Below are 14,329 nucleotides of genomic sequence, written 5' to 3' on the forward strand. Positions count from 1 at the left end.
GCGTAAGATTCATTGGGAGACCTCCACCGAGCGACGTTGTGTAGGGAACGGTTTCTCTTCAATGGCTACGTACCCGTCCGCCGAATTGCCGGTGACAAAAATCGAACGACCTTCGCGAATGGCTTTACTCAACGAACCTTGGGTCATCCCCAGCTCGCTCGCGACAATGGCATGGCGTCCTCTTGCGAATTCAGCCAACGACACCCGCGAGTCGTTCGCGCCACGATTTGCAATCTCGGCGCTTTGTGGCGCGGATTCGCTCAGGCCCTTGAATTCGCAGATAGCGCTATGCACACCGCTGAAGCCGGTGTCGCTCAAAAAAGCCGCAAGCTGGGCTAGGTGTGCGGCGTACTTCCCGCAACCGTGGGTATGGTCAAGCTGAATTGCGTTCGCAAGCGCCGTAAGCCAGTTGAGTTGATCGGCTGCGCACAGCAGTTGGAACTCGGCATCAGCCGCAAGATCCTGCATCGATGGGATTGGCTTGTTCATTGCGGCACCCCCAGATCAGTAGCCATCTGAGATAGTTCGCGGTAAGCCGAGCCCGCAATCAGGCGGACGGCCGCCTGAATGCCAGCCTCACAACGGTAGTTCAACTGCGGCTCGGGATTGGCATCATCAGCGCTTTCTCTGGCTATCGTGTTCTCGGCCAGCACATCCGTCAGAATTCCGATGACGTCCAGAGATTCAGCGATCTTTTTGAAGCCGTAAGCGCAATCTTGAGGCGTCCTCATTGGCTTGCCTCCTGTGACGCGGCGGCCTTGAGCCCATAGCTTGCTGCACGGGTCAGTGCACAGACTGCGTTGCTCAGAAAGGCCAAAGCACGAACCTCAGCCGTATAAGCGATCTCGCCGTCGTTGATACTTTCGTGAAGGCGCATGCAAAGCTGTGTCAGTCCGTCAGACAAATCAGCAGCCATTTCCAGGCCGTGGTCTAAGCTGATGTCCTCTTGGACGCAAAAAGGCAAAGAGCTGTACTCCATCAGCGGGTCGCCGAACTGCAATGACTTAAGGGTTGGGAGTTGCGTTACCGGAATGCCGGTGGTATTTTTTGGGCGTGACATATCGTTCTCCTGGAACGAAGATTCAAAGAAAGTCCATTGGCGTGGACTGGTTAAGAAGGCTCGCGAATGCGGGCCTTTTTGTTGCCTGCGATTTCTAGCCGGACAACAAATATTGGGAATGCGGGCAGGTGTTCATGGCAGGACCTGAAGACGGGGTTTTTCAGGGATGTTCAAAACGAGCGTCATCTGCAGCAGCTCTCGCCCTCGCTCGATCTCGTTGATGAGGGCGGGCTTAACGCGCTTCCACGCATTCAAGTTGCGACCGCTCTCACTGGCGATTGCCTCACCGTCGTCAAAGTTCTTGCAGGCGCGATTTAGACGCTCAAGCGCGGAGGGTGCGCCGAGGAGAATGTCTTCGATGCGCGCGTCACACCAAACTGAAAACTTTGCGCTGAGCCAGCGAGCGAAAGCGACTGCCAGTTTCGGATGCAGCCATGTGCCGCCGCCCCGATCCACTCGTGCTTTGCTGGTTTTTACATACCCGGAATTCCGGGTATCTAGAATTTTGGATTCGGCACCGGTCAAATGCTCATCAAGTGCCTGGATGTACTCAAGCGTGTCAGCATTATCCAGCCAGTGATCAATGCGCTTGCCGAATCGGTCTGCCAGCTTGGTTGCATGAAGCCAGCCTTCGGTATTGAAGCGCACAGGCTTGCCCTCAAACTCGAACGGGATGACGTTATTCACTGCGCGCCTCCGGCACTGGATGCTTGAACAGGGGCATCGGCCGTCTTTTTTGAAAGCCTCTCAACACCTACCATTTGGTTCATGGTGGGGGCCGGATCTGGATAGATCTCTGGGCTAAGAACCGATCGATGGATTCCGCTTGCTGCTTCAATTTTTAAAACGTGCTTGGCGGGAATTCTCCCAGTGGCGCACATCCGCTGAACATTTTGCGGCGTGCAACCCAGAATTTTTGCTAAGGCGGTTTGGCTACCAACGATCTTGACTGCTGATGCCATCGGGCTTGTGCTCATGGTCTTCGCCTGCGGAATTTTGACATTGACGCAAAGGCTACAAACCTGAACTGCATTTTACAAGTGATATTTGCAATGAGGCTTACAACGAATGGTTGTATATTTGATCTATGACTAATTCATCTATTGCTGCCATCATCACGAAGGAGCGAGAGCGGCTTGGACTGAACCAGTCCGAGCTCTCTCGGCGGTTAGGCGTCACTCCACAAGCGGTGCAGGCTTGGGAGTCGGGAAGATCGGTTCCACGTCCGAGAAAGCTGATCGAAATTGCTGAAGCGCTTGGGATTTCTTCACACGTGCTGTTCAACGCAAGTGGGTTACTTTCTGGGTCGTTCAATAAAGTGCTTGAGAATTTAGAGCTCAAGGCTCCGGCACGGAAGGCGGAAAAAGAGGCCGAGATAGACGGTGTTATCTTCCCGTGGGACGACGATACGCCGTTGGACGATGATGAGGTTTATGTGCCTTTTCTCAAGGAAGTGGAGCTCTCCGCCGGATCTGGGCGAACCGCGGTGGAAGTGTCAGAAACCAGAAAGCTGAGATTCGGCAAGCTTACGATGCGTAGGCAAGGTGTTCAGTTCGACAAAGCACTGTGCGTTACTGTTCATGGGGACAGCATGAGCCCGATGTTGCCAGACGGCAGCACTGTAGGTATTGACACGGGGTCAACCATCGTTAGAGATGGGAAGGTCTATGCGATCAACCAAGGAGGGCAGCTCAGAATAAAGTCTCTACATCGCATGCCTGATGGTGGCATTCGGATGAGGAGCTTCAACAGGGATGAATACCCAGACGAGTTCTACACCTTGGAGGAGATGAACCAGTTGGATATCACTATCATAGGGCGAGTTTTTTGGTCCTCGGTCCTCTGGTGAAAAACGTCATTCAGCAAACGCCAGGCCCACGCCTGGCATTTTTTTGCCAGAAATTACAAATACCCGTTGCATCATACAAATTTAGTTTGTAGATTAGGTCCAACACAACCCAGCAAGGAGCTCCATCATGATCACTTCCACCCTCAACGTTGGCTCTTGGACCGGCTTCCTCGGCCGTGGTCTAGCAGAGCGTGAGCTGGAGGCAACCTTGCTGGCCGCAGGCGGGATGACAGTGAAACAGATCGGGCGAGCGATGAATATTGAGCCAAAGACGGCAGAGAAGCGACTCGAAGCCGCACGTTTCAAGATGGGCTGCCGCACCATTCGCGACTTGGTAGTGGCATCTATCACGCAGGGCCTGATCGCATTTTCTACCCCTGCGCAGACACCTCAAGGTCACGAAGATCATGATCTTGAGAAGGGAGTCTTCCTGGCGTAACGCCGATGCAGCGGCGTGCGCCTTCGGATATAGGACGCAGTCCGGTGCTGGAACCAACGCCTGAAACAATGGGAGTCAATTGATGATCAGCCTGAATATACAGATTGAAGCCGAGCCCGCTCAGCAGGCGGCAGTAGTTGGTCAGGCCAGCACTACGAAGCCCAAGCTGACCACGATCAAAGAACTGGCTGAGGTGATCAAGATGGACCGAAGCGCAGCACGGCGCTACGTATTGCGCCTGGGCATCGAGCCAAAGCGTGCGCGCACAGCATCAAGCGGTTTCCAGACTGCACTGGTGTTTACGCCGGAACAGGTCCGTCAGATTGTCGAAGCACGAACGAATGACGGGTACTGCTAAACGGGTAACTTCGAGTACCGCGCAAGGTTAGTCTTAGCAACATCAACAAAACAGCAAATTTCCAGAAAGCCGAGTTACTCGGCACGGCGAAGCTTTGCCTTAAAAAGGGAGAAACACCATGTTGATACTCACCCGCCGCGCAGGCAAAAGCATCCAGATCGGCGACGAAATCGCTGTAACGCTTTTGGGCGTTCAAGGTCTTCAAGCTCGCATCGGCATCAAGGCGCCCGCCAGTGTCGAAGTCCATCGCGAGGAGATCTTCCAGCGCATTCAGGCCGAACGCTCCGCCGGCGATCGACACATCGACAACCGCATCAAGGAAGCAGTGGCAGAGCCGGTGTTTCTGACTGTTGTCTTCAAGTTGCCAAACGCCCAAGCGGCAGGAGCGCTGGTGAACCAATTGCCATACGGCCAACTCGCTTTGGGAACACAGGCGCGCGTGCACGGTATGACCATCGGCAACTTGATGGAGGGCGAGTCATGCGCGGACTGATCCTAATCCTGCTGGTCACTTTGACCAGCCTCGCCCAAGCAGATCAGCCGCAGCAGGTCATCGATGTGCAGCACGACGCCCGCCGCCAAGTGACGTGCTGGATCATTCCGGGGACCGGCATCAGTTGCTTGCCCGACAGCCAGTTGCGCCAGCGTACCCCGGCGCCGGATAGCTCTCAGGCCAGGCCAGACCCGGCGAGCACCCCTGCCCCGCGCAAGCTCGTTGAGAGGGTTCAACTATGACAATCACCACACAGGGAAGCCGCGTCACACTCCAGTACGAACTCGGAAGCCTTGGCGAGCGCCTGATCCGTTTCGGGCAAGCGCTGCAGAACCCAGAAACAACCGTCGGCCAGCTCACGACCTTGGCGAATTCTTGCGGGATTGCGCTGAAGCTGCGGACGGTCGCTGAGTCCGGCGAGAGCATCGATCGTGGCTAACAGGTCGCGCAAGGGCGTGAAACGTTGGACTGCGGCCGAAGATGCGCTTGTGCGGCAGTTCTACAAGGACCGCAGCAACGAATTCATGCTGGCGCTGCTGCCAGGGCGAACGCTTCAAGCGATCTGTCAGCGAGCCGGGGGGATGGGAATCAGCAAAACCCACGAACACCGTAGCGCAGCCTCCCGCAGGAGCTTCCTCGCCTTATGCGAGCGGCGCGGTGTGAAGCCAGGCACGCAGCCGAGGCCAATAGGCGCCACGCACAAAAAAGGCCGCTACACCATGATCAAGGTCGCGCAGCCGGACGTGTGGAAGCCGCTGCACATCCACACTTGGGAGCAGGAGCACGGACCGGTTCCGGAAGGAATGCAAGTGTGGGCGAAAGACGGCAACCCGCGAAACGTAGCGCTGGAAAACCTGACGCTGAGCACCTTGGCCGAGATCCATCTGCGAACCAACTTTAACTATCGCGGCCTCCCCGATGAGGTGCTGGACATCCTGCACCTGCAGAACGAGATCCGCAAAACCATCAAAAGGAAACGCCGCAATGAAAAATAAACTTTCCGATCTGCGTGACCACTTGTTCGTCGCGCTGGAAAACCTGGCCGAAGCCGAGGGTGAGGACCTGGAGCGTGCAGTCAAGAAGGCCGACGCAGTAAGCAATGTGGCGAAGGTGATCGTAGACAGCGCGCGGGTTGAGGTGGAGTACATCCGTCATGTCGGTGGCCAAGTTGAAAGCAGCGTCTTCATTGAGTCCAAGCCGAGCCTGCCTGGCAACCGCACCTGACGCGCCAGCTTTAACAAGAAACCAAAACCTGACGAGTCAGGAAGGGGCAAGCCGCCATGAGTGCAGCTAAGGTATTGGAGTTCGAGGAATTGCAGCGGATAACCGGCTACACGCGGCGCGCTGACGTAGAGCGGGCGCTCCGTGGGGAAGGGATTCGAATCTTCCTCGGCCGTAAGGGGCCGTGGACAACCGTCGATCTGGTGAACCAGGCAGGCGGGCTGAAGCCAGTCGATCAGGACAAGTACGACGCGGAGATCGTATGAAGCGAGGCAGGAAGCGCCAGCATAACCCCAACATCCCCAAGCATATCGACCAGACCGCGCTGCCACGCGACGTATATTTTGATCACCGGGGATCTGGTTGCTGGTACACGCTTTATTTCAATGAGGCGGGACGGCGCCAGCGCACCAACCTGTGCGCGGCAAACGTCACGCTGTCGGAGCTGCACCGGCTCATCGAGGAGCGCAACGGGGTCGACCGCGATAGCCTGCAGTACCTCTGCGATGAGTTTCATAAAAGTCAGCAGTGTACTGAGCTCGCCAAAAAAACTCAGGAGGATTACTGCTACTCCCGCGATATTCTTCTCGCGTATCCGACGAAGCTCGGGAAGCCGCTGGGCGAACTGGCGGTGCGCAAGTTTACGCCCGCGATGATCCAGCGAATCATCGACAAGATCGCGCAGGAAGGCACGCCCTCAAAGGCAGCACATGCTCTGCGATACCTCAGAAGATTGCTGCAGTGGGGCCGCAACCGAGGCTTTGTTACTGACAACGCTGCACGCGGGATCGAGGCGCCGAAAGAGCGCAAGCAGCGCCGACTGCCCGACTCGACGGTGATGGTGAACCTCATCAAGTTCGCCCATCAACAAGGTCAGCTTAAGCGCGGCGAGAAAGGCGCGTGCTCGCCGTACCTCTGGTATGTCATGGAGATTGGCTATCTGTGCCGGCTACGCGGCATCGAGACGATCACTTTGACCGACGAGAACGAGCTGGAAGAAGGTGTGTTGACCAATCGGCGCAAAGGCAGCCGGGACAATATCGTTCGTTGGACGCCGAGGCTACGAGCCGCGTGGGATGCGGCCAAGGCAGAGAGAGCAAAAACCTGGCAGAAGATGAAAAAGCCTGTACCGTTCCGTCCGGACCAGCGCTTCCTCATTGTCTCGGCTAGTGGCGGGCAGCTGTCGAAGTCAGGCCTAGACACGGCATTTCAGCGCTTGATAACCCAAGCGATCGAGAAGAAGGTTCTCACCGAAGAGCAGCGCTTCGGGATGCATGACTTTAAACGTAGGGGTATCACTGACACAGTGGGAAATAGAGCGGACAAGCAGCAGGCATCGGGTCACAAAGACGAATCAATGATGGATGTATACGACCTCAGCGTCCCCTTAGTCGATCCATCATCCCCTTGATCATCCTCGTGCTATAGCTTCGTGCATCCTGCAAAAGTGAATGGAAAGCTTGAACGAAAGCAGATAGTGACCCACCTGAGTAAGAGAGGTGAGCTTCGCCTTTTCCAAATGCCCGTCAAAGGCTTTATAAGGGATTGAGGTGGTCCGATCCAAGAGCGCGACGCCATCTTGGTCCATACCCTGACCTGAAGGCAGAAATAGCATGCTGGTTATTTTTTGCGCCCGGATCGCCTCTACCTTGGCCTGAATGGCACCCATATCAAGACCGTGTTTTTCCAGCACCTGGACATAGCCGGCAAGGCCGATGACCGGTGCGTAGGTGATATATACGGGCAGATCGCGCTTGTTATCCGGCGAAATGTCACAGCTATTCGATAAAACGAGAACCCTAGCTTGCTTGATTTGACCAGATGGAAAGTCCATCAATGGGCTCTTGCTCCACAAATCACCCTGTAGTGTCTCGCCTTGAAACACCGACGTATAGAGATTCGTCTTGTCCGAAAAATCCTTCAAAGCGCTAGCTAGGCCGATCCGCTGCTCTTCTGTGAGGTAATAGGGCAGAAAGTCCTTGTAATCAAACTGATCAATGTTCATCCAAGAGTTTTACCCGAGCACCAAATCCCAGAAGTGATCTTCCAAGACCGCCGCAAATTCGGCGCCCAAAGGCTGCATGCCCAGCGACATCTGAGCGACGAAAGCCTGAGACGCATCGTCTAGGTAGCGGCTGGCGTCGAAAGCTCCATACGCTACGGCGTCACCGACATTTACGCCGATGGTGGGGCTTGAGCCGAACTCGCGATAGTGCCCAACCGCCATGGTAGAAGGCTTCGCTGGTAGATCAACGCTGTCCATAGCTTCCGCCTTGGCCTGAGCGGCCAATATAGTTGCGAGTACCAGTGCTCCTGCTGCCGCGCTGTAGGTAGCGGGCGAAAGCTGAAGCGTGTAATTACTCATAAGTAGGCTCCAGATACGCCAGTGCTGCGGAAGACAAGCAGTCAAAAACAACACGCTTATTGGCGGCGTGAAGCTCGTTTGCTCGCTCGGACAGCTTACTCAAAAAGACCTTAGGATCCTCTGAGCCAATATTGTAGACAGAATCGATGTCCAGTACAGGGCCAGAAAGCAACTGCCCACCCGCCAACTCGTACTGAGCTGCCGATCCCACTTGTATCATGTGGAGCAGAGCGCCCTCGCGTGAGTCCATCCTAACGTGGAAGGTGCTCTCGGTAGGAGACCTGCCACCGAGGGTCAGCTCAAATTTGAAGCATTGGCTGGCATCCAATGGGATGCTGTCAAGTATGTCCACGTATTTTATGGAGCACCTGTTCACTGCAGTAACCATGTTTGTACGCAGTACCACGCCAAATGCCGTATCTATAGCCGCTGAAAATTTATCCCATCCTGAGTAGGGAAGCTTCGCGGCTACACAAAATACTCTGTCGCCTATCAGAATCCAGAAGTCGCCCCAACTGATCCGGCAGAGTGGAGAATGCACAAGGTTGGGATCTTGATCACGGATCTCCTTCGGTAAGGAGACAAGAGGGAGATTCTCCATGGATTTTTCGCCTGGGAGCTCGCCATAAAGCATGCCTGGCCAAATAGAGGCAACAGGCATCTGACTGTCGAATCGCATCTCGAACACAGCATCCACAAGCGGCTCCCGCCCTAGCTTGCTCGGCAAAGCTGTTCCAGTCATCTCTCGTGCCACCCGCCGTTCCCCTTCCGAATACGCAGAAATTTAGTCTGTAAACCAAAATCTCACCGCAGCGGTCCTGAGTTGCCGCAGCGCGCGAAGTCTATAGCAGCTTCCGATGCGTGTCGATTAACAGACATCACGGCAATACGCAAATTCGATCCGGCTGGTCCGGTACTCACGGGTCGGACAGATCTGCATCAATTTGCTCACGAGTCACGCGCACACCGACGCTAGCGGAATCTTCCCAAGTGTCGGCTTATCCACAGAATCCTTGAGCAATCGCAGCGTACAATAAGTGGTCACCCTCTTACCATTCGAAGGCTGCAGGCTGGGCCTCGCGTACATTTCCATGGCTCAAAGGCCCGCATTTGCAATTCAGAGCAACTGACTTGTAATCAGTAGGTCCCGGGTTCGACTCCTGGTGCCGGCACCATATAAGGTTCCAGCGAAGGCTTTAAACTTCTCTAGAATCCCCCGAAAAAACCCGCCTTATGGCGGGTTTTTTCGTTTTGGTATTCGGGTGGGGTTGGAAGGTTGCCAGCGCTGATGAGGGTAGTTTTGAGGATAGAGGTGCGTTTCGATATCGGGCCCGCCTCACAGCCCCGCTAACAGACATCGCCCGTCGCACGGCAAAGCCCGGAGAGCGCGAGACAAGCGCTTCGACGGCGAGGAATCTCTAACTGCTGGTGCGGCGCAACTGCCGCAGTGGATAACCGCACATCAGGTGGCCCGTATCTTCAAGGTCACGCCGCGCTCGCGATGGTTTTTCCAAAGGCAATTCGCATCCGGCAGCCCGCCCGGTCCTCACAGTGATGGATGCGCTTACACATCTGGCCCTCTTGTGCCAGAAACACCGTACCTCGCTGCCTTTTCAGCAACCTATCCGCTCAGCCGAATATTGCTGCGTGACAAACGCCAATGTCACCACCAACAGCGCTGTCGATGATGGTACCGCAGACCACAGAATGGACTGCACCTGACTGACAGTCAGGCATGCCCCGGTCATCGCATTGCTGCTTGCACCTGGCTCAGGATCTCGCGGCGCTGGTCACGTCAGCCAATGCAGCCTCCGCCCGCCCACCGGTAACGGTGCTCAGGAGGCCAGATCATGCGATTCCCTTGCTCCCGGACGTAAGGAGCCGCCAGTCCCGCGTAGAGGACATCCCCACAGGTCGCAGGGGCCGTGATCCCTGATAACACTCAGCATTCTTGCCGGGATGACGTGGGGCGAGGATCGGAGAGCAAGAGAAGAGGTAACCGACATAGCATTGGTAGGTAGACGCTATGGCCGCAATTTCGATTACGGCAAGCAATTGAGCTACTAGGGGCCGCAAGCGCTGAAAAACATATTCGGCGCAGGCCATTACGGCACGGTCAAACCGCACAGTGATCGGTGGCAGGCATTCGTGAACTGGTGCCGCTCGGAATACGGGCCCGGTGTCAATGATGCGCAGCATTAATCGGAAGGTATTGGCGGACTATGCGGCCTATCTGCGCGAGCTGGTTAGGGGCGGTGAACTTGCGCTTAGCACCTCACATTAACCGCCTTTCCAGCGTTAACGGGACTATGGCAGCGCTTCGCGGTGATCAGTACGTGGCACTGCCCAGTCCGAGCAAGGCGTTGGGTATGCAGCGCAGCGGAGTTCGACACTCAGTGCCGCAGGGCCAAGACAATGAACAGATTAAGCAGATTGTCGATGTGCTTTGCCGCGATCATCAGCCACGGGCCGCTGCAATCGTTCTACTGGCGCGAGCCACCGGCATGCGCTTAAGTGAGGCCATCTTGGCTGACCTGCCACGATTAAGTCGTGAGGCTCGAGACATTGGCAAGATCAACATCCAGGATGGCACCAAAGGCAGCCGTACCGGCGCCTCGGCACCACGTTGGATTGCGGTGGACGACCATGTTCGACGTGCACTTGGGTTTGCTCGGCAGGTGTCGCCTGCGGGCAGCCGCAACCTGATTGCTCCTGACGAAAGTTACCGGAGCGTTCTGCAGGAAATCATCCGCCCAGCTCGGGACATCCTGCATGCACACAACCTCAAAGGCTTCCATGAGCTACGAGCAGCGTACGCATGTGAGCGCTACGAGCAGATCACCCGATGCCCCGCGCCAATCAATGGCGGCAATTGTCACCAGTTAGATAAGAACCTTGATCGTGTGACCCGGAGAGAAATCAGCTACGAGCTGGGGCACGGTCGGATCGATGTGGTCGCTGCCTACATCGGGGGAATGGCATGAGCAAGCCATTCGATATGGAAACGTTCTTGGCTGGCGTGCTGACCGGCTCGCATGCGACACGGCAGCGTCATCTACGACAGGCAAAAACTATCCAAGCTGAAATATCAGAACGCTGGAATCGAGACACACCCTGGGGGTGGAAGCGAAAGCATGTGGCTTGGTTCCTCAATTATCGCCTCAGCCAGCACAGTGAGGCGACGCGGTACTACTACTTGCTGACGGTACGGCTGCTCGCATATCGTTTAGAAAAGTCATGGTCTTTCAACCTATGATCTAGGATCTAATTTTCTTGTTCACGAGCTACACCGACCGACCCAATGTGTCTTACACACTGCGGGAGACGACGCACCTACCCTCGAAATGACGATCCATCAGAGATTGTCTGGCTCGGGTAGTCTGCCATTCAGGAAGCTGGTATAGAACGTTGAGGTCCTAATGAAGGATCTCGAAAAAAAATCCTCAGGGGGGAGAACGATGGAAACGTTCCACAATCCGGACCGGTTTATGTCCGATCTACGGCAAGTGCTATCTCAGGGAAGAAAGCGTATCGGGATTCTTGTCGGCGCAGGAGCTCCCCTCGCGATTCGTGTTAATGAGAAGAATGAAATAGACCCTAAAGGCAAGTCGCTAATCCCGGGTGTTGAAGCGCTGACTTCCCAAGCTACCACTGGGCTTACAGAGACGCAGACATTGGCGGTTAATTCGATAAAGGAAAGCCTAGGCAGCAATGCCAATATCGAATCTATTCTTTCCCACATTCGTTTGCTAGAACAGGCCTTGGGAAAGACTGTAGTTCAAGGACTAGACTCTAATGGCTATAAAGATCTCGGCAGAGATATTTGCAAGAATATTGCAAAAATCGTAGGGGTTTATTTACCAAAAGAACGGAACGCCTACTCTGATTTGATCGCCTGGATAACGGGAACGGTCCGCACAAACTCTGTAGAAATATTCACCACAAATTACGACTTTTTGTTTGAGGAAGCATTTGAGAGAGTTCGGAGCCCCTACTTCGACGGATTTTCAGGCGGTGGCAAACCGTTTTTCGATCCGGTTTCAGTCGCTGGTGATGACTTGCCTCCACGATGGGCAAAGCTTTGGAAAATGCATGGATCTCTAGGTTGGGCATTGGAGGATGGAGCCGTCGTCCGTGGACATGGCAGGGAAGCAGCCGAGCTAGTTTATCCAGACCACTTAAAGTATGACCTAACGCAAAAACAGCCCTACTCAGCACTTTTTGAAAGGCTTAAGCGCTTTTTACTAACCCCAGACTCCTTGTTACTTACAATAGGGTTTTCCTTTAGGGACGCTCATATATGTGCAGTTCTTGATGAAAGCTTGGCGATGAACGCCAACTCGGCAGTTTTGGCTTTCCAGTACCAAAATCTCGTAAATGAAGAACCCGCTGTTAAGTTAGCAAGCGACAGACCAAACCTTAGTGTCTATGCAGCTGACGGGGCTGTGATAGGAGGTGTACCTGGAAAATGGCGTCCAGGTGAACTACCAAAAAACTGGGGAAGTATACGCGAAAGCTTTTGGGCACCACGTTGGCCGAAAGAGCCTGATCTATTCTTGCTGGGAGACTTTTCAGCATTTGCACGTTTTTGCGCATTAGCTCAGGCTAATGACTTGGTAGTCCAGTCTCTTAAAAGAGACGAACCAGAAGCCCCAAAAGAAGAAGTTGAAAGCTCCGACTTCAGTAGTGGCAAATCAGAGGACTCTAATGGATGAGTGGCAATGATCCTACCTATCTAGGTGTCGTCAGCGCCGTATCTGGCGCTACTCTTACTGTTAAGCTCGCCGAGTCTCTAGACTCAGGATTTGCTGTCATCAGAGGTCATACATATCGGGTAGGGCAAGTAGGAAGCTTTGTCAGAATCCCTCAAGGCTACCAAGACCTATTTGGTATCGTCTCTGAGGTTGGCGCGACTGCGGCACCGGTACAGTCTATTGCATCAGGCATCGATTCAGGGAGGTGGATGACGGTCCAGTTAGCCGGTGAAACCATTGGGGGGCAGTTCGAAAGGGGCTTAAGCCAGCACCCGAACATAAATGACTCTGTACATTTGGTAACCGAAGCCGACTTGAGGAGAATATACGGATCAGTTGGCGATGACCAAGTTGTTATAGGCCACCTAGCTAGCGCTGAGAATATTGAGGTGCGGCTATCTCTGGACGCCCTAGTAACGCGTCATTCTGCCATACTTGGTTCAACAGGAGCAGGGAAATCCACAACAGTTGCAAGTCTTTTAAGGTCAATAATTCGAAAAGATCAAGTAGCGGGTTCTCCAGGTGCACGTATCCTCATGCTCGACATCCATGGGGAATACACAAAAGCGCTTGAGGATGTGGCGACAGTTTTTAGTGCTACACCTAGTCAAGGCCAAGAGTCACTGTTCGTTCCTTATTGGGCCTTAGAGGCTGGAGAGCTTCTGGACTTCGTTACCGGCGGGCTTTCCGACGCCCATGAAATTGCATTTACGGATAAAATTGCGGAGTTAAAGGAAAAGGCGATTAGGGCGCATCCCAAAGCAGGCGTCGACTCAAGAACATTGACCGTGGATAGCCCTGTACCATTCAGCCTGAAGCAGCTCTGGTACGAGTTGATCGATTTTGAAACAACTACCTACATCGGCGCGAATCGTGATGAGCCTGCTTTAGAGGAGGCTGGCGCCGCAGATACTCTGATAGCACCAAAATATCAACCTCACGCTATGGGTACCAAGGGTCCATTTACCAATACAGCGGCAAAGGGAATCCGTAGACCGCTGAATCTGCTTCGATCCCGCTTGCTAGATCGACGCTTTGACTTCTTACTTCATCCAGGAGATTGGGAGCCAGAGCTCACCGGCGCGGTAAAGAATGACCTCGACCAATTACTGAAGGGCTGGCTTGGCCACGATAAACAAATCACGATATTAGACTTATCCGGGGTTCCAAGCACTGTCCTCACACGCCTTATCGGCTCTATTCTCCGTATTGTTTATGAAGCCCTTTTTTGGAGCCGGGAAAAATCAGAAGGCGGCGTAGAGCGCCCTCTCCTAGTAGTAATGGAGGAGGCTCATCGCTACTTGGGTCCTGACGCCGGAACAGTAGCTTCAGAGGTAGTAAAGCGTATTGCTAAAGAAGGCCGAAAATACGGTGTTGGAGCGATGGTTGTTTCTCAACGCCCAGCAGAGGTTGATGAAACAGTTCTATCGCAATGCGGCACGATTATCGCGCTTCGTCTGTCTAACCCTGTAGACCGAGCACGTGTGAAGGGGACCTTACCAGATAATTTAGCCGGTCTAATGGATTTGCTGCCAGTCTTAAGAACAGGAGAAGCAATTATCACGGGTGAAGCAGCACGCCTTCCTATTCGCTGCCGAGTTGCATTACCTCGCCAAGAACATTTACCTCGTAGCAATGATCCGGAGGTGACTCACGCTTGGGCTAGGCGGCGCTCAGCAGAGGGATATGATCGAGTGGTTGCGTCATGGCGTAGTCAGCAAACTACAGCAGTTGTCCAAAAGCTTGATATAACCCGCTCCCCAATAAAAGACGATTCTGAGGAAGGCTGA

20 protein-coding genes and 2 pseudogenes are annotated in these 14,329 nt (G+C 54.2%); 14 read left to right on the top strand and 8 right to left on the bottom strand.

All coding sequences use genetic code 11. From position 1 onward, the window contains the following. Window positions 1–9: 9 nt before the first annotated feature. The 5 genes from N5D61_RS05325 to N5D61_RS05345 form a co-directional block, all read right to left on the bottom strand. The gene (locus N5D61_RS05325) at window positions 10–489 is read right to left on the bottom strand and encodes a Cro/CI family transcriptional regulator (protein WP_279891272.1); all 480 of its coding nucleotides are present in this window, start codon (window positions 487–489) and stop codon (window positions 10–12) included. After that, window positions 486–731: a hypothetical protein gene (locus N5D61_RS05330; RefSeq protein ID WP_279891274.1), complete on the bottom strand. Its 246-nt coding sequence runs from the start codon at window positions 729–731 to the stop codon at window positions 486–488. Before N5D61_RS05330 ends, N5D61_RS05325 begins: the two co-directional genes overlap by 4 nt. Beyond that, window positions 728–1,060 carry a hypothetical protein gene (locus N5D61_RS05335; protein ID WP_279891276.1) on the bottom strand — a complete coding sequence of 111 codons (333 nt, stop codon included), beginning with the start codon at window positions 1,058–1,060 and terminating at the stop codon, window positions 728–730. Before N5D61_RS05335 ends, N5D61_RS05330 begins: the two co-directional genes overlap by 4 nt. Window positions 1,061–1,192: 132 nt before the next feature. Then, the gene (locus N5D61_RS05340; protein ID WP_279891278.1) at window positions 1,193–1,747 is read right to left on the bottom strand and encodes a KilA-N domain-containing protein; all 555 of its coding nucleotides are present in this window, start codon (window positions 1,745–1,747) and stop codon (window positions 1,193–1,195) included. Then, window positions 1,744–2,037: a YdaS family helix-turn-helix protein gene (locus N5D61_RS05345; protein WP_279891280.1), complete on the bottom strand. Its 294-nt coding sequence runs from the start codon at window positions 2,035–2,037 to the stop codon at window positions 1,744–1,746. Before N5D61_RS05345 ends, N5D61_RS05340 begins: the two co-directional genes overlap by 4 nt. A 110-nt stretch (window positions 2,038–2,147) precedes the next feature. Here N5D61_RS05345 and N5D61_RS05350 point away from each other — a divergent pair, with 110 nt between their 5' ends. The 10 genes and pseudogenes from N5D61_RS05350 to N5D61_RS05395 all read left to right on the top strand — a co-directional run bounded on the left by N5D61_RS05350 (window position 2,148) and on the right by N5D61_RS05395 (window position 6,831). Then, window positions 2,148–2,909, top strand: a complete 762-nt coding sequence (locus N5D61_RS05350; RefSeq protein WP_279891282.1) for a helix-turn-helix transcriptional regulator — start codon at window positions 2,148–2,150, stop codon at window positions 2,907–2,909. 127 nt (window positions 2,910–3,036) lie between these two features. After that, window positions 3,037–3,348: a LuxR C-terminal-related transcriptional regulator gene (locus N5D61_RS05355; RefSeq protein ID WP_279891284.1), complete on the top strand. Its 312-nt coding sequence runs from the start codon at window positions 3,037–3,039 to the stop codon at window positions 3,346–3,348. An 82-nt stretch (window positions 3,349–3,430) separates the two neighbouring features. Continuing rightward, window positions 3,431–3,706 (top strand): hypothetical protein, encoded by a 276-nt coding sequence (locus tag N5D61_RS05360; protein WP_279891286.1) that lies wholly within the window; start codon window positions 3,431–3,433, stop codon window positions 3,704–3,706. Window positions 3,707–3,824: 118 nt separating this feature from the next. Further along, window positions 3,825–3,986, top strand: a pseudogene (gene csrA / locus N5D61_RS05365) (carbon storage regulator CsrA); the annotation flags it as partial. Between the two features lie 200 nt (window positions 3,987–4,186). Next, window positions 4,187–4,441 (top strand): hypothetical protein, encoded by a 255-nt coding sequence (locus N5D61_RS05370; protein WP_279891287.1) that lies wholly within the window; start codon window positions 4,187–4,189, stop codon window positions 4,439–4,441. Beyond that, window positions 4,438–4,638: a hypothetical protein gene (locus N5D61_RS05375; protein ID WP_279891288.1), complete on the top strand. Its 201-nt coding sequence runs from the start codon at window positions 4,438–4,440 to the stop codon at window positions 4,636–4,638. The genes N5D61_RS05370 and N5D61_RS05375 overlap by 4 nt, the downstream gene beginning before the upstream one ends. An 85-nt stretch (window positions 4,639–4,723) precedes the next feature. Continuing rightward, window positions 4,724–5,194 (top strand): HNH endonuclease signature motif containing protein, encoded by a 471-nt coding sequence (locus tag N5D61_RS05380; protein ID WP_279891289.1) that lies wholly within the window; start codon window positions 4,724–4,726, stop codon window positions 5,192–5,194. Continuing rightward, entirely contained in the window at window positions 5,184–5,423 is a 240-nt protein-coding gene (locus N5D61_RS05385) for a hypothetical protein (protein WP_279891290.1), read from the top strand. Before N5D61_RS05380 ends, N5D61_RS05385 begins: the two co-directional genes overlap by 11 nt. A 56-nt stretch (window positions 5,424–5,479) precedes the next feature. Further along, complete coding sequence (locus N5D61_RS05390) at window positions 5,480–5,686, top strand: hypothetical protein (RefSeq protein WP_279891292.1); 207 nt, start codon at window positions 5,480–5,482, stop codon at window positions 5,684–5,686. Further along, complete coding sequence (locus tag N5D61_RS05395) at window positions 5,683–6,831, top strand: integrase (RefSeq protein ID WP_279891294.1); 1,149 nt, start codon at window positions 5,683–5,685, stop codon at window positions 6,829–6,831. Before N5D61_RS05390 ends, N5D61_RS05395 begins: the two co-directional genes overlap by 4 nt. On the opposite strand, the gene N5D61_RS05400 is transcribed toward N5D61_RS05395, so the two are convergent. From N5D61_RS05400 to N5D61_RS05410, 3 genes are read right to left on the bottom strand one after another with little or no spacing between them, the layout of a single operon-like run. Then, window positions 6,832–7,425, bottom strand: a complete 594-nt coding sequence (locus tag N5D61_RS05400) for a hypothetical protein (RefSeq protein WP_279891296.1) — start codon at window positions 7,423–7,425, stop codon at window positions 6,832–6,834. It abuts the gene before it with no gap. Between the two features lie 9 nt (window positions 7,426–7,434). After that, window positions 7,435–7,785, bottom strand: coding sequence for a hypothetical protein (locus N5D61_RS05405; RefSeq protein ID WP_279891298.1), 351 nt, complete (start codon window positions 7,783–7,785; stop codon window positions 7,435–7,437). Further along, window positions 7,778–8,482: a TIGR04255 family protein gene (locus N5D61_RS05410; RefSeq protein WP_279891300.1), complete on the bottom strand. Its 705-nt coding sequence runs from the start codon at window positions 8,480–8,482 to the stop codon at window positions 7,778–7,780. Before N5D61_RS05410 ends, N5D61_RS05405 begins: the two co-directional genes overlap by 8 nt. A gap of 1,382 nt (window positions 8,483–9,864) precedes the next feature. Here N5D61_RS05410 and N5D61_RS05415 point away from each other — a divergent pair. The 4 genes and pseudogenes from N5D61_RS05415 (at window position 9,865) to N5D61_RS05430 (ending at window position 14,329) form a co-directional block, all read left to right on the top strand. Then, a pseudogene (locus N5D61_RS05415) lies at window positions 9,865–10,769 on the top strand (integrase domain-containing protein). Then, a complete protein-coding gene (locus tag N5D61_RS05420; protein WP_279891302.1) occupies window positions 10,766–11,041 on the top strand; it encodes a hypothetical protein in 276 nt (91 codons plus the stop codon). The pseudogene N5D61_RS05415 and the gene N5D61_RS05420 overlap by 4 nt, the downstream one beginning before the upstream one ends. A 163-nt stretch (window positions 11,042–11,204) precedes the next feature. Next, window positions 11,205–12,500, top strand: coding sequence for an SIR2 family protein (locus N5D61_RS05425; protein WP_279891303.1), 1,296 nt, complete (start codon window positions 11,205–11,207; stop codon window positions 12,498–12,500). Further along, window positions 12,497–14,329 (top strand): ATP-binding protein, encoded by a 1,833-nt coding sequence (locus N5D61_RS05430; RefSeq protein ID WP_279891304.1) that lies wholly within the window; start codon window positions 12,497–12,499, stop codon window positions 14,327–14,329. The genes N5D61_RS05425 and N5D61_RS05430 overlap by 4 nt, the downstream gene beginning before the upstream one ends.

The organism is Pseudomonas sp. GD03842 (assembly GCF_029841165.1).
Classification (GTDB): domain Bacteria; phylum Pseudomonadota; class Gammaproteobacteria; order Pseudomonadales; family Pseudomonadaceae; genus Aquipseudomonas.